Source organism: Pseudomonas sp. GM25, assembly GCF_000282255.1.
Classification (GTDB): domain Bacteria; phylum Pseudomonadota; class Gammaproteobacteria; order Pseudomonadales; family Pseudomonadaceae; genus Aquipseudomonas; species Aquipseudomonas aphyarum.
The window spans coordinates 16,116-32,846 of record NZ_AKJQ01000049.1 but is presented as its reverse complement, the minus strand read 5'-3'; the positions used below and the strand labels follow the sequence as shown (position 1 = coordinate 32,846).

The window sequence follows — 16,731 nt, the reverse complement described above, 5'->3', positions numbered from 1 at the left end:
TCCGAGAAGAAACCGAACAAATAAATCATTCTCCCGCTGTAACGCCGCTATACATCCAGACCCAGTATCTTTGCACTGGCCACTGCTTGCGTTCTGCGCTCGACACCCAACTTTCCATGTATACGCCTGGCATGAGTCTTTACCGTATGTAAGGAAATAAACAGCTGATCTGCAATCTGTTGATTGGAATACCCTTTGGCAATCAGTCTCAAAACTTCCAGTTCTCGCTGACTGAGCAATGCGCCACCGCTCGAACTGACTGCACAAGGTGTCTCGGCAACCCCGTCAATCAGTTCGGGACGGCGCATTTTCAGCTCATGCAGCGCCTGATGCAGTCCATGCAGGCTGGCCATTTCACAACCCGCCTGCAAATGAGATCTGGCCAACAATTCGTCACCCAGCGCGAACGCGACCTCGGCCAATGCCAGGTGGAGGTCGGTTTCCAGAGAAAGCATTCTGCAATGCCGGGCGGTTTCCAGAAGCTGCTGGAGGCGCGCGATCGGGCAGTGAGCCTTGTGTAATTCAACCTCGGCCAGGATCAGCAAATACTCGATACGTGGAACCAGCTCCAGCGTCGCAGGTGGAGCCTGCAATGCACCGGGTCCCTGATAGTGTCGCAGCAGGCGGGTCATCGCCTCGCAAACCAGTTCGTTACGTCCTTGCTGCAGCCAGAAAAGGCTGCTGGCGTGCAACAAGGCACCGCGATAGACCGTGTCCGGAATCTGCCGCAGTTGCATCAGCCGCTCGGCATCACGCAGGCACACGAAAGCCTGTTCGTAGTCCGCCTGGTTGGCGGCCAATTGCGCCAGTCCGATGAAGCCATACAGCACGCGCTTGTCATGATTTCGTTTGCAGTCCTCCAGACCGGCCTGGAAAAACCCTGCGGCGCGGGCGTCCAACCCCTGACTCAAAGCCAGCCGCCCTCGGCGTAACGCGATTCTTCCCATCAACGGTGTCGGCCGGTTCGATTGCTTGCCAAGCAAATCGTGGACATTGGCCAGGAGGCTTTCAGCCCGGGACGCTGTGCCGCGCTGCTCCAGCAATTGCGCATGATCGAGCTCAAGCAGTGCCTCGAACACCAGCGAGCCTTGCGCGCGTGCCAGACACAGCGCCTGGCGGTTACAGGCATGCGCAACGTCGAGTTCGCCTCTTAAAAGTGCTTGCTGGGTCAATCCAGACAAACACATTGCCCGAGCGATCCAGCTGTCCGCGTCCAGCACTTCCAATGCTTGAGAAAAATGCTCTTGGGCAGCCTCCATTCGCCCCTCGAGATGCGCGAGCCAACCGCTCAACGCCTGCCAGCGTGCAATCAGCTGACACTCACCCTGTGCAGAGGATTGCGGCAGGAAACACGAAAGACGCGCAATGCATTGCCCCGCCTGTTCAAAGCGACCGGCAAACAGCAACGCCGCCGTCATCAGTCCGACCAGCTGTGGCGAACTCATTGTCAGCTCACCGCCGCGGATTTCATGCAGCCGTAACAACAGCACCACCGTTTGCTCTTCGAACAGATGCTCGAAGCTGAAGTGCTGCAACAGACTGATGGCCGCCTCATGTTCTTCGGCCAGGAGAGCCTGTTCAAAAGCCGAGCGCCAGTCATTCGCGGCAGCGAACCACTGGCATGCCCGACGATGCCAGGAACGCCCCGATGGCCACTGTTCTTCGCGAATGACGTGCGACAGTGACGGGCAAACCTGCAGCCAGTCGGCCGAATCGTTCCAGGGCTCGATAAAGCAGCCGAGCACTTGCAGCGTGCGCAAGTACTGGGCGCCCTCTCCGGCACCAAACAGGTGTTCACAGAGCTCGGCATTGAACCGCGGCAAATGCGCCAGCACACGCCAGGCCTCGGCCAACTCCGGGCTCAGACCACTGAACAGTTCGTGTTGCAGGTAGTCCAGCAAGGTGTCCATGCGTTGCTGCGGCAAGGTCTTTTGCGACCAGTCGCATTTTTGCATCAACAGCATCCGCACCCCGGCGCACCAGCCGCCGCTGCGCTGGAAGATGCGCCCCGCCACGCTGTCGGCCTGGGCGGGAGGCAAGTGTCGCAACGCTTGTGCGATTTCGTCCCGGGTCAGCGCCAACGCCGCGCCTTCACATTCGTACAAAGCATCATCGAGCAGCAAGCGGGGCCAGTTGCAGGACGGACGGCGCCGCGTGCCGATCCACCACGTCAGGGCCGGACTGCTGACCGCCAGCATCCGGTCGAGAAAGGCATCCAGCGCAGGCTCCGGATATCGGCAGTAGTCATCGATCAGCACCCACGTTGTCGAAGTACGCCGCGCCAGTTCATACAGCAGTGATGTCTCGTCTGCGCCTGTCAGTCCCATAGTGCGCGCCAGCCGTTCGCAAAATTCGCCAACGCTCAAGGACGAGCCCGCCAGCGGCAACCAGCACAGCGTGCAATTGACGGGCGCCTGGAGCAGGCATTCGGTGAGCAGCGCGGTCTTGCCGCTGCCGGCGGGTGCGCAGACCAGTTTGACCCGCGCCGCAGACTCGAGCAAAGCACCGCAAAGACGCGGACGCGCAAGGTGATGGGAAGACAGTCTCGGGAGAAAACCCGCTCGATCCGGAGCGTGGGTCATGGCGGTCATCGGGTACGCCTTTTTATCGTTGTACGCTCACCCTAGCCCTCTCCCCGGCGCTTGTTGACGAGTATTCAGTACGCTGATTGGCGCCCATAAAAAAGGCGACCGTACGGTCGCCTTTTGCCTTGCCCATGTATCGAAACCCTTACCGTACGCCCTCGGCGCGCAGGGCCGACGGGGTGTAGTCGGCGGCCTTGGCTTCGAAGCCGAATTCGAAGCTGTGCTTCTCTTCGTTCTTCATCCCCAGGGCAATGTAGCGGCCGGCGATGATGTCGTAGAGCGCTTCGAGGGTGTAGGCCTGGGCCTGGTGATCGTAGTAGTACTGAGCGTGCCCTTCGGCCACTCGCCACAGTTGCCCGCGACCGTCGTAGTGATCGGCCAGCGCCACTTGCCAGCTGTCCTCGTCGATGTACATGTGGCGCTTGGCGTAGATGTGCCGCTCGTTCGGTTTCACCGTGCCGACCACTTCCCAGACCCGGTGCAGTTCATAGCGGGTCAGGTCCTGGTTGATGTGTCCGGCCTTGACGATGTCGTCGTACTTGAGGCTCGGCGAATCGAGTTTGTAGCTGTTGTACGGAATGTACATTTCCTTCTTGCCGATCAGTTTCCAGTCGTAGCGGTCCGGCGCGCCGGAGAACATGTCGAAGTTGTCCGAGGTGCGCAGGCCGTCGGCAGCGGTGCCCGGCCCGTCATAGGCGACCTGCGGCGCACGGCGCACCCGGCGCTGGCCGGCGTTGTAGATCCATGCCAGACGCGGCTCCTTCACCTGATCAAGGGTCTCGTGCACCAGCAGCACGTTACCGGCCAGTCGCGCCGGGGCGGTCACCGACTGTTTGAAGAAGGTCAGGACGTTGGCGGCTTTGTCCGCGTCAAGATCCTTCATCAGTTGCGGCACGGCGATCTCTTCTTCGAAGCGGATCGGCGTGTAACTGCCGTTGGTCTGCGGGGTCACCTGAGTGATGATCCGTTTGACGTTGCCGCCGTGATAGCGGGTGATGTGGTTCCACAATACCTCGACCCCGTTCTTCGGAATCGGGAAGGCGTAGTAGCGATTGCCGGTGAAATTGGCCAGACCGTTACCGTCGTTGATCGTCGTGACATTGAGCGCACTGCGCTTGGCCGACTCGTAGATTTCCGGCGGCACGGCCACGGTGCGATGGGTCGGGTAGACCGGAATCTTGTAGGTTTCGGGGTAGCGCTTGAACATCGCCACCTGGCCGTCGGACAGCTTGTCCTTGTACTTGTCGACGTTGGCGGCGGTGATGGTGAACAGCGGTTTTTCGCTGGCGAACGGGTCAGCCAGGAAGCCTTTGCTGTCGACCGCACCGGCGTTTTTCGGGATGCCGCCGGTCCAGGCCGGAATCGAGCCGTCGGCGTTGCCGGCCTTCTCGGCGCCCAGCGGCGTCAGGCTGGTGCCGAGCTTGTTGGCTTCGTCCGGCGACACCGCCGCGATCACGTTGGCGGCCAGCAGGCTCAGGGCCAGGACACCGCATTGCAGAATCATCTTGCGCATTGCATTCATCCTTCTCGGGCAGATCAGAAGTTCACACCGAAGCTCAGGGCCACGAAGTCACGGTCTTCGAGGGTGTTGTAGTCACCACCGAAAAAATCGGTGTAACTCAGGCTCGCGGTATAGGTGTTGCGGTAGTCGGCATCGACCCCGACGCTGACGGCTTTGGCGCCTTCGTTGAACAGACCGTTGGGGCCATAACCGGCGACGTCGTGGGACCAGGACAGGTTGGGCTTGAGGTTGATCCCGCCGATCACGTTGGCGTAATCGAGGATCGCCCGGGCGCGATAACCCCAGGAGGTGGAGGTGACGAAACCGTCGGTGTCACCGCCGAAACCGTACTGGCCGTAGACCGAGTCACGGCCATAACGCAGTTTGCTGCGCGACTCCAGTCCGCCGACCCGAACCACCGCTGCTTCACCCACCAGAGTCAAACGTTGAGCGCCCCAGACCTGATCGAAAAAGTGCGTCAGCGTGCTCTGGATCTGCGTCACTTCCTTGCGCCGGTAGCCCTTGTTGTCAGCACCCGGTGAGGTAACCAGCGGCGACGCGGCACCGCCGGCAATCGGATTGAGCAAGGCCAGGGTCAGGTCGTTGGTGTTGACCTGCACCGGCGCGTTGGGCCGGTAGCTGATCTCGCCGGTCCAGGCGGTGCCGGTCGGCAGTGTGGTGGAGAAACTCGCGCCGTACAGGCGGATGTCTTCCGGGTATTCGAGGTAGTACTGACCGCGCCCGAGCATCACGCTTTGCGCCAGTCCCGATCCGCTGCCGGGCGCCAGCCGGTTGGCGATCCCGACCATGCCCGGCAATGACGACAGGGTCGACAGGCCGGCGGTGCTGGTGCCGACGGTCGGTGTGCGACTGTGGTAATTCATGAAGTAGAGGCCGTACTCGGTGTCATCGCCGAGCCAGCGCAACGCCGTGCCCCATTGCCCGGAATCCCGTGCATCACGGTCGCCGCCACGGGGCACGATCACGCCTTCGCGGGTAACCTGGATCGGCTGGCCGAAGGCTGCCGCCAGCGGCGCCAACGGGGCGATCGCCGGGCTACCGACGGTGTAGCCGTTGTTGCAACCGTCCGCCGCCACGTCGACACCGAAGAAGGTGCCGCAGTTGTCGAGAACGGTCTGATCCCATTCCAGTTGGTAGAAGCCCTCGACCGTCAGTTGGTCGGTCAACCCCTGAGAGGCGAACAGCATGTTCACCGGAATCAGCCCTTCCTTGATCTCCGCACCTGGCCGGCGAAACGCCGAGACGTCGATCGGGTTGATGCTGTTGATCGAGTTGCCGATGAAGGTACTTTCGCCCCAGCTCACCACCTGCTTGCCGGCGCGAACGGTCCCCGGCAGATCAGCGATGGAATAGTTGTGGTAGACGAACGCATCGAGAATCTGCGCGCCGGAAGACTTGGCGCCCTCCTTACGGCCCTTGTCACTGATCGGTTTGAACTCGCGGTCTTCGTCCTTGAGTTCGAAGTCGTACCAGTACTTGCCGCGCACGAACACACCGGTGTCGCCGTACTTCAGTTCGAGGTCGTGGATGCCTTTGAAGATCTTGGAAAAGGTCTCGCCTTTCTTGAAGTTCAAACGCCCGTCATCACCGGTGGAAGACTGGCCCGTCCCGCCGTTGACCGTCCCCACCAGCGACTTGTCGGCATCGCGCATGCCCCAGCTCGCACCCACCGACAGCGACGAATCGAAGGTGCCTTCGATTTCCCCGATATTGAAAGCGACCGCGTGCGCCTGGGCACAGCAACCCAAGGCCACCGCAGCGGCGAGCGCGTGCGGTGTGAAGATGGCGCGCATTGTTGTTTTTGTCATGCGTCTTCCCCGGTGAGTGACAGAAGGCCTCACCCTACTGCCGCCACACGGGGACGATAAGCGCACCAAGGAGGTATTCACGCTGTCGCTCGAAAGGATGAATCCCCGCCTGCGACAAGGCTTTGCGTCCGCCATGAACAGGCTGGATGCACCACTATCAACGCAACGGATAATGACGACCGCGGTGCGCGCCACTGTTACATGCCCCGTAACAGTGCATGTCCGGAATCGCTATTTTTCCCTGAGGCGCCAGCCCTTATTCTGAGCGGGCTTTCACGGCAGACCGCCAGCAAGCACGAAGTCCGCGACCGAGTCGTCGGCAACCGATTTCTGATGGACCGAAGCGTTTTCGATCCCTCGCCCCGGTGTTCACTGACGTTGATTTGTAGCTCCTTGATCCAACGTCTTACCTTGGCCGCTGCGTTTGCAGCGGCCTTTTTTATGCCTGCGAAAAAGATCACATCGTTCACTCATGGAAGATTCCGAATAGCTCGTCAGATATTTCCATTTTAAAACGGGAAATATCCACTCTTTTTAATACCAGCTCAAATTTCATACAGATTAATTCGCCATCAACTACAGCCTAATCAGAATCAGGCCAATACATCTTGCTGTAACTTGATTCCATGCAAACGCTTGTCGGCGCTACGACTTTTTGCCGGCTTATTACAAACCTGCTTATTCAAAAGGATATGAATATGGCAACCCCTCCATCAGGAAGATTGGAAATAGGCATTAACGACGCCGTCCATATACGAGGCATTGCACCACGCGACACATTCATTATGCCGCCATCCCATTCGCCCAGAATTCCTCACGGCAGCGGGATGTTTGGCCATGGGCATGGCATGCAAATGACCGCCCACTCCGCTCATATGATCGCACACGCCATGCAATCAAATATCAGTGTTCTGGAGAGTGAATTTCAAACCCGTACGACTCAATTACCACAAACAATTGAACATGAATTAGCGACGATTCGGCAGGAGGGCTCCAATCATTATCTACCTCCCACGCAAGCGGTTATTCGCGAACTGGACATTCGCAACAGATTGATAGCGCGCAAGACGGCGGTACTTCAGCAACAAAGCGCCATCGCTAACCAGTTCTTCGGCAGTGACCCTGCCAATAAAACGCTGCCCGAATTTATCCAAAAGGCTTCGCAGATGGAGCCGCAGATCAAGCCCTATGGCATAGCCATACAAGCTTGGACCGTTTCGTACCGCGCGGCTCATGAAGTGAGGCTGCTGTCCCAGACCATCGACATTCTGAGTCGACAGAACACCAACTATTACACCTGGCTTGCCGCCTCCCAAGCCAACGACCGGGAGCTGGCCAGGCAAACAGCCGAACGAGCCCGAATCGCTGCTGAACAACACCGTCAGCGAGCACTCGCAGAGGCGGTACGGCAGCAAAAGGTACAAAAGGAAATCCAGGCCCGTGAAGAGGCGCGCCTTGCAGCGCTGGCTGAAGTGCAACGGCTTGCCGCCGAGCAGGCGCAAATCGCCGCCGAAGCTATCGCACAGCAGATTGCTGCCGAGCAGGCACGTCTGCAAGCGGAAAACGCCCCGAACGGACAATCCCCCGTCGTTGCCAATGCCGGATCAATGGCCGCATTCGGCCCCACCTTCAGCGGGCCGCTTGGCGTCTTTGGCAATAGCCCGGCAACTACGCTGGCACTCAGAACATCGCTGCGAACGGCGGTGTCCCTGGCGCTGACGGCCATCTCCACAGCGGCGGCGCCGGTAATTGTCGGGTTCGCCGCTTTGCTTGCACCCTCGAGACTGGGCAACGGCGATCTTTACTCTGCCAGCGTTCCACTGTCAGACCTGGCACCCGACTTGAGCAGCGATGAGCTGTATCAGTCAGCCGCCATTGGAGGAGATGTCGATCTGCCGGTCAGGCTCGGTTCATCGACGATGGGCGACAAAATCGAGTTCGTTGTAGTCACCACGGACGGTCTGACTGTCCCCGCCAATGTGCCCGTCAGGGCCGCACACTTCGACGCTCGCACAAACACCTACGTTTCCACTGCCAGCGACACCAACGGCCCCACGCTGACCTGGACGCCATTGGTAGATCAGTTGAATCCCTCGACGGATTTGCCGCAGGCCGATTCGGAACTGCCGATTTACAACGGTGCTGAAGTAGTTCCTGGAGAGGGGCGGATCGACCCGTTTCCTGAACTGGATCGGTATGAGTTGGGTGGGTTTATCACGGTCTTTCCGATTGAGTCGGGGATACCGCCTCTGTATGTGGTTTTAAGCAGTCCTTATGACGGAGGCGTCGAAGATGGCGAGCACAGTGGCCGCGCATTCAACCCCAAAGAAATCGGCGGCTCAATTCTTGATTTGGCATGGACACCTGTAACTGCAACATCAGAAGGAGCAACTATCGTGAAACTGCACATATCCAGATTTCCTGAATCGGCCGCCAATAAGGTAATGATTGATCGCCTGGAAAAAATCATCAGCGGAGAGCTTGAGATAACGGATACAGACAAGCGCTTCTACACTCATGAGTTGAGAGAGCTAGAAAGATTCAGAGCCTTGGGATATGGGGATAACGAACGACCTGATCCGAACTCTCCTGTGTGGAACAATGTTCACACAGCAACGCTGGAAGACTTCAAACTCAAAGACGATGCTTCGCTGCTGTACACACCTGAAGCGCTGGCCGCCGACGCAGAACAAGTGGAACTCGAATACCAAAGGTTGTTGAAGGAGATGTGGAAATGAATACTGTCGAACAAATCGTAAAAAACGAGTCCCTTGATGACATCGTTGCAGTGTTCGCTTTGATCAAAGCAAATCCACATCTGGACAGGATGATCAGACTCTACAACCGTGACATCCTCAAAGAGTATGGCGCACTCGAAAACGCCTACTCCCGCCTCTTCGCCGCCGGGGTACTTGCTCTCGGAGAGCACGGTCTGGCGATCAAAGGCCCGAACTGGTCCCCTCCAAAATTCATGATCGAAAACAGATACACCTGATCGGCAAATCGGCCACCAGGCTCTCACCTGGTGGCCACTTCGGGTTACAACGAATACTTCTGCAAATTCCCCATCATTTCCTTCAGCGCTTCGATGTTGTCCTTCGGATGCGCCGCGCCTTCGAAATCACAGATCTGCTGCCAGTGCGCCGCGACGTCTTCCGGGGAAAACCCGACGCGAGGATCGAACCCGGCACCAAGGCTGCGTTCCCAGCGCACCTTGCCCATCCAGCCGCCGCCGACTTCGAACAGGCCCGAGGTTTCCTGGCATTGTTCGCTGGCCAGGTACACCACCAACGGGCTGACCAGTTCCGGTTTGAGTTGTTCGAACACTTGCGGCGGGATCAGGCCTTCAGTCATGCGCGTACCGCCGGTGGGGGCGATGGCGTTGACCAGGATGTTGTTCTTGCGACCTTCGATGGCCAGGGTGCGGGTCAGGCCGTAGAGACCGAGTTTGGCCATGCCGTAGTTGGACTGGCCGAAGTTGCCGTAGATGCCCGAGGTCGATGCAGTGAAGATCACTCGCCCGTAGTTTTGTTCACGCATGTGCGGCCACGCGGCGCGGGTCACCTTGTAGGCGCCTTCGACGTGGACGCGGTAGACCAGATCCCAGTCGGCGTCTTCCATTTTGTGGAAGGTCTTGTCGCGCAGGATCCCGGCGTTGTTGACCACCACATCGACGCGGCCGAACACATCGAGCGCGTTCTGCACCAGTTTGTCGCCGTCGGTGACCGAATCATGGTTGGCTTCGGCGATGCCGCCGGCCTCACGGATTTCCGCTACCACGCGGTCGGCGGCCGAAGCGTTGGCGCCTTCGCCCTGGGTCGAGCCGCCGAGGTCGTTGACCAGCACTTTGGCGCCCTGTTTGGCGAACAGCAAAGCGTGAGCGCGTCCCAGGCCACCACCGGCTCCGGTGACGATCACGACTTTATCTTCGAAACGCACAGACTCATTCATCGGGGCAACTCCAGCAGGCCTGAGGGACAGTGTCCCTGAGTGTCAGGCACGACGCGTTCGGTCACAACGAACACGGCTGGGGCTGAATGGTGCGCGATAAGGCTGGGGGATGATGAAAACGTGCCGAGGCGCCAGGCGCCTGCGGCACGAATTCAGGAACACGCCACCTTGCGCGGCGGCAACACGAAGTGATCGCGAAACTCGAGGTAGTGCTTGAGCACCTGCACCGGCGCTTCGGTTTGCGGGTAGTGGCCGATGCCCGGCAACAGCACGGTGTCAGCGTCGGGAATCAGCGCGCGATAACGCTCGACCATGTGCGCGCCGGAAATCGGATCGACTTCGCCATCGATCACCCGCAGCGGCACCTCGCCGCGCTGCATCGCCGCGACCCAGCGATCACGCTGAACCCGGCGCTCGGGAATGTAGTGAATCAGCTTGTGCATGACCCGCGGCCCGCGATTGCATTCGATCAGGCTCCAGAAATCATCCATCTCGCTTTCGCTGGGCCGGGTGTCCGGGCCGAAGATCTGCCGGAAATTTTTCACCAGCGCATCGCGAGTAAACGCCCGGCCAATCATCCAGCCCAAGGGGCTGAGCAGCAGTTTTTGCGTCAGCAGCGGCCGATGGGTTTCCGGGAACAGACCACCGTTGAGGAACACGCAACTGGCGACCTCGATCCGGTCTTCGTAATGCCGGGCCAGCAGTTCCTGGGCAACACTGTCGCCGTAGTCGTGGGCCAGAACGTGCACCGGTTGCTCGACCTGCAGATGCGCGAGCAAGGCCTGTTGCAGATCGGCCTGCTCCAGCAGGCTGTAGGTGTGATTCAGGGGTTTGGCCGAGTCGCCGAAGCCGAGCATGTCGCAGGCAATCACCCGGTAGCGCTGGGACAGCGGCTGCCACAGGTAATGCCAGTCCCAACTGGCCGTCGGGAAACCATGGATCAGCAGCAGCGGTTCGCCCTGCCCAGCCGTCCAGTAGCGGATCGGCTGACCACGGAAGACAAACGTCTGGCTGCGTTTGCGCCAGGCACTCAGAGGGATCTCGGCGAGAGGCATTAGAGTTTATACCCGGGGTCTTGTTTATCGAGTTTGCGCAGCAGCGCCGGCCAGGCCAGCGCGCCACCCATGCCTTGAGCACTTTTGGTGACGCCGGCGATCATCGCCTTGGCGCCCGCCAGAATCTGCGGTTCGATGGCGATCAGTTCGGCACCGCCAGTCTGCGCCATGACCTGGATGTCGCACGCACGCTGAAAGGTGAACATCATCAGGAACGTGTCAGCGATGGTGCCGCCACAGGTCAGCAGACCGTGGTTGTGCAGCATCAGGAAATTGCTGTCACCGAGATCCGCCTGCAACCGCGCTTTCTCTTCATGGTTGAGCGCCACACCTTCGTAGGCGTGAAAGGCCAGGCTCGACAGCACGAACAACGATTGCTGACTGATCGGCAACACGCCCTGCTTCTGCGCCGATACCGCGACACCGGAGGCGGTGTGGGTGTGCAGCACGCAGGCCACGTCGTGCCGCACTTCGTGCACGGCGCTGTGGATGGTGTAGCCGGCGGGATTGATTTCGTAAGGACTGTCCATGAGTTTGTTGCCGGCCTGGTCGACCTTCACCAGGCTCGAGGCGGTGATCTCATGGAACATCAGGCCAAACGGGTTGATCAGGAAATCTTCGGTGCCGGGCACCTTGGCGGAAATGTGGGTGAAGATCAGATCATCCCAGCCATGCAGCGCGACCAGACGATAACAGGCGGCCAGATCGACCCGGGTCTGCCATTCCGCGGCACTGACCTGGTCTTTGACGTTCACGGATGAAGGGACGGGGGCTACGCTCACTGTATGCACCTCTGCGTTCTTATTGTTTTTGCGTGTGTCAGCAGTCTAGTCAGCCCCGGACGGTCGCGTAGTTGCATTGGCAGCCAGCTTGATGACTGAACGAGTCAGCTACGCAAACAGCTTGGATCCATGTCAAAGCAACGACGCCAACAAAGGTGCGGCGAACAGATTGAGCAGCCCCGTCAGCACCATCACCAGCCCCGCGACCGAGCCTTCTTCACCGCCCACTTCATGTGCCCGGCTGACCCCGGCACCGTGCGCCCCGACGCCGAACAATGCACCGCGCGCCAGGGCGCTGCGCAACGGCAGCCACTTGAGCAGCACACCGCCAAGCATGGCGCCGAACACCCCGGTAAACATCACGAACACCGCTGTCAGCTCCGGCACGCCACCGAGGTCCTGCGCCAGCGGCATGGCGAACGGTGTGGTAATCGAACGGGGCACCAGCGACAGCGTCACCGAACTGTCCAGCGCCAGTGCTTTCGCAAGACCGAACGAAGTGGCGATCGACGCCGCACTGCCAGCCAGCATGCCCAGCAACAACGCCGACCAATGCCGCACCAGCAATCGCCGCTGCTGCCAGATCGGCACCGCAAACGCCACGGTGACCGGACCGAGCACCAGCATCAGCCAATGGGTGTTACTCGAATATTCGGCGTAAGCGGTGTGCAGCGGCACGGCAAGCGCCAGCAGCAACGCGGGGACCAGAATCAGCGGCGACAACACGTAGCGCCCGGTCCGGCGATACAGCCAGCGGCTGAACAGATAAGCCAGCAACGTGAATGCCAGCCAGAACATCGGCATCAGCTCAAGCTTCATGGGACCGCCTCAGGCGCACGGCCAGCTCCACGGTGAACGCGGTTACCAGCATCACCATCAACGTGCTGGCCGCGATCACCAACAAGATCCGCCAGCCGTCATCGCGCAACAATGCGCCGTAATCCAGCAGGCTCATCAGCGCCGGAATGAAGAACAGCAGCATCTCGGCCATCAACAAGCCTGCGCCCAATTGCAGCGCCGCCGGTTTGACCCAGCCGAGCGCAAAGCCCATCAGCAACAGCGCCATGCCGATCACACCGCCGGGAATCGGCCAGGCCAGCCACGCTGCGATCTGGCAGCCGAGCAGGTAGAGAGCGAGCAGCACCGCCAGTTCGGCCAGCAGGCGGGAGAGATATTTAACGGTCGAGGCTTTCATCGGGGGCTCCTTTCAGGTGCCTATTTTACGAACCCGACTGCCATCTCCGAAGCGAATTGTTAGACTAAAAGCCATTCCAATATGGAATCAGGCCATGGAATTCAAACAGCTCAAAAGCTTCGTCGAAGTCATGCATCAGGGCGGTTTCACTCAAGCCGCGAAGACCCTGCACATCAGTCAGTCCGCCGTGAGCAAGCAGATCGCCCAGCTCGAACAGAGCCTCGGCACCCCATTGCTCGAACGGCTGGGTTCGCAGATACGCCTGACCGCCGCCGGCAGTGTGGTGCTGCAACGGGCCGAAGGCATGCTGCGGTTGCGCAATGAATTGCTCAGCGAACTGGATGACCTCAGCCATCTGGCACGCGGCGAGTTGCGTCTCGGGTTGCCATTGCTCGGCAGCGATGCGTTGTTTGCCGGGCTGTTCGCCGAGTACCGACGGCGCTACCCGAACATCAGCGTGCAGTTGCTTGAAGGCGGCAGTCGCAACATCGAACAGGCGGTGCTCAGCGGGGAGCTGGAGCTGGGCGGCAGTCTGCTGCCGAAAGATCCGCAATTCGACTTTCAGCCGTTCTGCGATGAACCGCTCGATGCGCTGCTACCGGTGGATCACCCACTGGCGGCAAAAGCTGAAATTGGTCTGGAGGAATTGGCCGACACGCCGTTTCTTTTGTATCAACGCAGTTTCGTCCTCAACGATCGTTTACTTCAGGCTTGCCAGCAGATGGGTTTCACCCCGAAGGAAGGCGGGCGCAGCGGGCAGGCGGATTTTCTCGCGGCGCTGGTCGCCGCCGGGCAAGGCGTGGTGTTGCTGCCCAGCGTGGTGGCGCGCGGTCTGGTGCGGCCAGGCGTGGTGCGCCTGACCCTGAACGCGCCAGACTATTTGCGCTGGGATATCGCTTTCATCTGGCGCCGGGGTGCCTATCTTTCAAAGGCTGCACAGGCCTGGCTGGCGCTGTTGCGTGAACGCGGGATCAGCCCTTGAGCGTGGCGATCAACTGTTCCAGCCAAGGCTCGGCGTCGGTTTCCGGGGTGACGCTTTCGCTGGCGTCGATGCGCAGCATGTCCTGCACTTCGCGCACACCCAGTTCGCCGAACAACTCGCGCAATTGCTCGCCGCCGCCGCAGAACGTGTCGCCGTAGCTAGCGTCGCCCAAAGCGATCACCGCGCCAGGCAAACCACGCCAGGCCGCCGGCAATTGGTCGCGAATGGCCGAATACAACGGTTGCAGGTTGTCCGGCAACTCGCCCATGCCGGTGGTCGAGGTCACGCCGAGCAAGGCTTCAGGGCCAAAAGCCTGGAGCTCGGCGAGGCTGGCGCGCGAGTTGTAGAAGGTTTCAAAACCGGCGGCGTTCAACAGGCTCTGAGCGTGGCGAGCGACTTCTTCGGCCGTGCCGTACACCGAGCCGGAGAGGATGGCGACTTTCATCAATCTGATCCTGAAACTGAAAAAAAGAGCGGCGATAGTAACAGCCGGCGGCGCCCTGTTGCGATTGGCTCTCGATAAGCGCTGATGGCCAGTAGACAGCGCTGGGCGATCTTCTAGAATGCCTGCGGTCGATAACACTGAAGGGATTCATAGATGATCAATGCCAGTCTGCTGCAAATGGTGATCAACGCGTCGAACGACGGAATTGTGGTAGCGGAAAAGGAAGGCGAGCAGGACAACATCCTGATCTACGTGAATCCGGCTTTCGAAAAACTGACTGGCTACACCAGTGAAGAAATTCTCTATCAGGACTGCCGTTTCCTGCAGGCCGGAGATCGCGACCAGGCCAGTCTGGAGGTGATTCGCGACGTTTTGAGAGAAGGCGGCTCATGCCGGGAAATCCTGCGTAACTACCGCAAGGACGGCACGCCGTTCTGGAACGAGCTGTCACTGTCGACGGTAAAAAATGCCGACGACGGACTGACCTATTTCGTGGGCGTGCAAAAGGACGTCACGGTTCAGGTCAAGGCGCAGCAGCGGGTTGTGCAACTGGAAGCTCAGGTTGCGGCACTGGAAGCAGAAATTGCTGCCTTGAAAGCGACGAACGGCGCAAACAAAACAGCGAACTAATTGTCATTAACTACAATCACCAATGACTTTGTAATTATTCATTTCGAGTTAGCCATGCAGCGTGACGCCCTCCTGACCCAGGATGAGCTGGATTTCATCCAGACCATGCAACACAACCCGCAACTCAATGTGCGGGATGCGACGTCGAGCCTGCTGGTCAATGGTGGTTCGCAGATCCGTGATCTGCTCACGCGTCTGGCGGCCCATGAGCAAGTCACCATCCAGGCCAACTTCGAAAATCAGCAGATGACCTTCCCGCTGCATCTGGTGGAAGACGAGTTTCACGCCCTGCATTTGCGTCTCGGGGTTCCAAGCATTTACGAAGACGGGCCAATGGTGCGTCCATGGCGCCTGACCCTGGAAGAACCGGTGGCGCTGGAAAATGCCAAGGGCCAGCCCGGTACGTTGTGGGTGCATGAGGTTTCGCACAAGGGTGTGCTGCTGGAAGTGCGCAACAAGACCAAACCGCCGAAGCATTTTGCCTTGTGGTTCAGCCCGTCGGGCTACGAGCGGATTTCCCTGCGCGGGACGTTCGAGCGGGAAACCGAAAGCGGCTTTTATGCTTACGAGCTAAGCCAGAGCGATGCCGACGAAACCGAGCGTCTGCGCCAGTTCATCCTGCAACAGCATCGTCTGACCCACCCTGCCCTGCACACCTGATTCTCAGGTATCCAGCGTCCCCGCCAGGAACTGATTCATGCGCTGGCGCATGGTCGATCCTTCATTGCCCAGACAGCCAACCGATGATCCGGCCAGGCTGTCCTGCGCCAGATCGGCAGCATCGCCTGCCAGCATCAACTGACAATCCAGGCTCAAGGCCAGACGATTCAGACGTCGTGGCAGCTCTGCGGTTGGCGCGTGATTGGAAAACAGCACCAACGCCTGGGGCCTGGTCTTTTCGCACACCAGCGTCAGCTCATCGAACGGCTGACCGGTGGTGAGCACACGAACGCCCGCGTCATTGCCGCTGAGAAACAGCGCCGCTACCAGCAATTCAAGCTCACGACATTGTCCGGCCAGCGCGCTGACGATCACTTTGCGCGGTTGCGAGCCGCGCAGCACGACGATGCGCTGCAGCACCTTCGCTCGCAGAAAACCATCGAAGAACAGCCACTCGCTGGTCTGCCCGAACGCGTCCTGCCGTTGCAGCATTTGCAGCCACAGCGGCATCAGGATGTCCTGAAACACCACGGGCAACGCATAGGAGGAGAAAATCTGACCGTAGACCCGGTCGAGCAACTGATCGTCGAACGAGCTGACTGCCTGCCGGACCTGTTCCTGCCACTGGAGGTAGTCAGCCTGCACCAGATCATCGGGAATGAAGTGAGCCAGCACCTTCATTGGCTCGGTCTTGGCGAGGATCTTGCCGATCTTGCTCACGGCGACCCCGCGATCGATCCAGTCGACGATGCTGCGAACGCGCTCGATATCGGTCATCGAATACAAACGATGCCCACTTTCGGTGCGCGTCGGCTGGATCAAACCATAGCGGCGTTCCCATGCGCGCAATGTAACCGGGTTGACCCCGGTCAGGCGCGACACTTCTCGTATCGGGAAAAGTTCTTCGCGCTCCAGCGCAACAGATGCCTGCGAAGCAGGGCGAACGTCTGTAATGACAGGCATTTGGGCGGACACGTCCTTGTTGGCGGAGTTTGTTGGCGTAGTTGGATCCCATTCTACTCCTGATGCCCCTTCTCGGTTCAAGCGACGAAATGGGACGAAAGTCTCTGGTTTTGTCACAAAAATCAGGAATAATCCTTGCTTGTCGAAAAACGC

The 16,731-nt window shown here is 59.5% G+C and carries 15 protein-coding genes; 5 read left to right on the top strand and 10 right to left on the bottom strand.

Annotation, left to right across the window (positions count from 1 at the left end):
* Positions 1 to 47: 47 nt before the first annotated feature.
* The 3 genes from PMI24_RS20375 to PMI24_RS20365 all read right to left on the bottom strand — a co-directional run bounded on the left by PMI24_RS20375 (position 48) and on the right by PMI24_RS20365 (position 5,915).
* Positions 48 to 2,591, bottom strand: coding sequence for a LuxR C-terminal-related transcriptional regulator (locus PMI24_RS20375; protein WP_007957244.1), 2,544 nt, complete (start codon positions 2,589 to 2,591; stop codon positions 48 to 50).
* Between the two features lie 139 nt (positions 2,592 to 2,730).
* Positions 2,731 to 4,098, bottom strand: coding sequence for a DUF1329 domain-containing protein (locus tag PMI24_RS20370; protein WP_007957243.1), 1,368 nt, complete (start codon positions 4,096 to 4,098; stop codon positions 2,731 to 2,733).
* 23 nt (positions 4,099 to 4,121) lie between these two features.
* A complete protein-coding gene (locus PMI24_RS20365; protein ID WP_007957242.1) occupies positions 4,122 to 5,915 on the bottom strand; it encodes a DUF1302 domain-containing protein in 1,794 nt (597 codons plus the stop codon).
* Between the two features lie 698 nt (positions 5,916 to 6,613).
* Here PMI24_RS20365 and PMI24_RS20360 point away from each other — a divergent pair.
* Both PMI24_RS20360 and PMI24_RS20355 read left to right on the top strand, forming a co-directional pair.
* Positions 6,614 to 8,653, top strand: a complete 2,040-nt coding sequence (locus PMI24_RS20360; RefSeq protein WP_007957241.1) for an S-type pyocin domain-containing protein — start codon at positions 6,614 to 6,616, stop codon at positions 8,651 to 8,653.
* The gene (locus PMI24_RS20355) at positions 8,650 to 8,910 is read left to right on the top strand and encodes a hypothetical protein (RefSeq protein ID WP_007957240.1); all 261 of its coding nucleotides are present in this window, start codon (positions 8,650 to 8,652) and stop codon (positions 8,908 to 8,910) included. The genes PMI24_RS20360 and PMI24_RS20355 overlap by 4 nt, the downstream gene beginning before the upstream one ends.
* A gap of 44 nt (positions 8,911 to 8,954) precedes the next feature.
* Here the strand turns inward: PMI24_RS20355 and PMI24_RS20350 are convergent, their stop codons facing one another.
* The 5 genes from PMI24_RS20350 to PMI24_RS20330 all read right to left on the bottom strand — a co-directional run bounded on the left by PMI24_RS20350 (position 8,955) and on the right by PMI24_RS20330 (position 12,898).
* Positions 8,955 to 9,866 carry an SDR family oxidoreductase gene (locus PMI24_RS20350; RefSeq protein ID WP_007957229.1) on the bottom strand — a complete coding sequence of 304 codons (912 nt, stop codon included), beginning with the start codon at positions 9,864 to 9,866 and terminating at the stop codon, positions 8,955 to 8,957.
* A 152-nt stretch (positions 9,867 to 10,018) separates the two neighbouring features.
* Entirely contained in the window at positions 10,019 to 10,921 is a 903-nt protein-coding gene (locus tag PMI24_RS20345; protein ID WP_007957228.1) for an alpha/beta fold hydrolase, read from the bottom strand.
* The gene (locus PMI24_RS20340) at positions 10,921 to 11,703 is read right to left on the bottom strand and encodes a class II aldolase/adducin family protein (RefSeq protein WP_007957227.1); all 783 of its coding nucleotides are present in this window, start codon (positions 11,701 to 11,703) and stop codon (positions 10,921 to 10,923) included. Before PMI24_RS20340 ends, PMI24_RS20345 begins: the two co-directional genes overlap by 1 nt.
* Positions 11,704 to 11,835: 132 nt before the next feature.
* Positions 11,836 to 12,522, bottom strand: a complete 687-nt coding sequence (locus PMI24_RS20335; protein WP_007957226.1) for an LrgB family protein — start codon at positions 12,520 to 12,522, stop codon at positions 11,836 to 11,838.
* Entirely contained in the window at positions 12,512 to 12,898 is a 387-nt protein-coding gene (locus tag PMI24_RS20330) for a CidA/LrgA family protein (protein ID WP_007957225.1), read from the bottom strand. The genes PMI24_RS20335 and PMI24_RS20330 overlap by 11 nt, the downstream gene beginning before the upstream one ends.
* 94 nt (positions 12,899 to 12,992) lie before the next feature.
* Here PMI24_RS20330 and PMI24_RS20325 point away from each other — a divergent pair, with 94 nt between their 5' ends.
* The gene (locus PMI24_RS20325; RefSeq protein WP_007957223.1) at positions 12,993 to 13,880 is read left to right on the top strand and encodes a LysR family transcriptional regulator; all 888 of its coding nucleotides are present in this window, start codon (positions 12,993 to 12,995) and stop codon (positions 13,878 to 13,880) included.
* On the opposite strand, the gene PMI24_RS20320 is transcribed toward PMI24_RS20325, so the two are convergent.
* A complete protein-coding gene (locus PMI24_RS20320) occupies positions 13,870 to 14,325 on the bottom strand; it encodes a flavodoxin (protein ID WP_007957221.1) in 456 nt (151 codons plus the stop codon). The genes PMI24_RS20325 and PMI24_RS20320 overlap by 11 nt on opposite strands.
* Positions 14,326 to 14,478: 153 nt before the next feature.
* On the opposite strand from PMI24_RS20320, the gene PMI24_RS20315 reads away from it, so the two are divergent.
* Entirely contained in the window at positions 14,479 to 14,955 is a 477-nt protein-coding gene (locus PMI24_RS20315) for a PAS domain-containing protein (protein ID WP_007957219.1), read from the top strand.
* 54 nt (positions 14,956 to 15,009) lie between these two features.
* Positions 15,010 to 15,615 carry a hypothetical protein gene (locus tag PMI24_RS20310; protein WP_007957217.1) on the top strand — a complete coding sequence of 202 codons (606 nt, stop codon included), beginning with the start codon at positions 15,010 to 15,012 and terminating at the stop codon, positions 15,613 to 15,615.
* A gap of 3 nt (positions 15,616 to 15,618) precedes the next feature.
* Here the strand turns inward: PMI24_RS20310 and PMI24_RS20305 are convergent, their stop codons facing one another.
* On the bottom strand, positions 15,619 to 16,578 hold the full coding sequence (locus PMI24_RS20305; RefSeq protein WP_007957215.1) for a MerR family transcriptional regulator: 960 nt from the start codon (positions 16,576 to 16,578) through the stop codon (positions 15,619 to 15,621).
* Between the last annotated feature and the right edge of the window lie 153 nt (positions 16,579 to 16,731).

Coding starts and splice junctions, on each gene's coding strand:
- PMI24_RS20325 (WP_007957223.1), top strand. CDS start 12,993: ATGGAATTCAAACAGCTCAAAAGCTTCGTCGAAGTCATGCATCAGGGC.
- PMI24_RS20370 (WP_007957243.1), bottom strand. CDS start 4,098: ATGCGCAAGATGATTCTGCAATGCGGTGTCCTGGCCCTGAGCCTGCTG.
- PMI24_RS20345 (WP_007957228.1), bottom strand. CDS start 10,921: ATGCCTCTCGCCGAGATCCCTCTGAGTGCCTGGCGCAAACGCAGCCAG.
- PMI24_RS20305 (WP_007957215.1), bottom strand. CDS start 16,578: ATGCCTGTCATTACAGACGTTCGCCCTGCTTCGCAGGCATCTGTTGCG.
- PMI24_RS20330 (WP_007957225.1), bottom strand. CDS start 12,898: ATGAAAGCCTCGACCGTTAAATATCTCTCCCGCCTGCTGGCCGAACTG.
- PMI24_RS20350 (WP_007957229.1), bottom strand. CDS start 9,866: ATGAATGAGTCTGTGCGTTTCGAAGATAAAGTCGTGATCGTCACCGGA.
- PMI24_RS20335 (WP_007957226.1), bottom strand. CDS start 12,522: ATGAAGCTTGAGCTGATGCCGATGTTCTGGCTGGCATTCACGTTGCTG.
- PMI24_RS20320 (WP_007957221.1), bottom strand. CDS start 14,325: ATGAAAGTCGCCATCCTCTCCGGCTCGGTGTACGGCACGGCCGAAGAA.
- PMI24_RS20360 (WP_007957241.1), top strand. CDS start 6,614: ATGGCAACCCCTCCATCAGGAAGATTGGAAATAGGCATTAACGACGCC.
- PMI24_RS20315 (WP_007957219.1), top strand. CDS start 14,479: ATGATCAATGCCAGTCTGCTGCAAATGGTGATCAACGCGTCGAACGAC.
- PMI24_RS20375 (WP_007957244.1), bottom strand. CDS start 2,591: ATGACCGCCATGACCCACGCTCCGGATCGAGCGGGTTTTCTCCCGAGA.
- PMI24_RS20365 (WP_007957242.1), bottom strand. CDS start 5,915: ATGACAAAAACAACAATGCGCGCCATCTTCACACCGCACGCGCTCGCC.
- PMI24_RS20355 (WP_007957240.1), top strand. CDS start 8,650: ATGAATACTGTCGAACAAATCGTAAAAAACGAGTCCCTTGATGACATC.
- PMI24_RS20310 (WP_007957217.1), top strand. CDS start 15,010: ATGCAGCGTGACGCCCTCCTGACCCAGGATGAGCTGGATTTCATCCAG.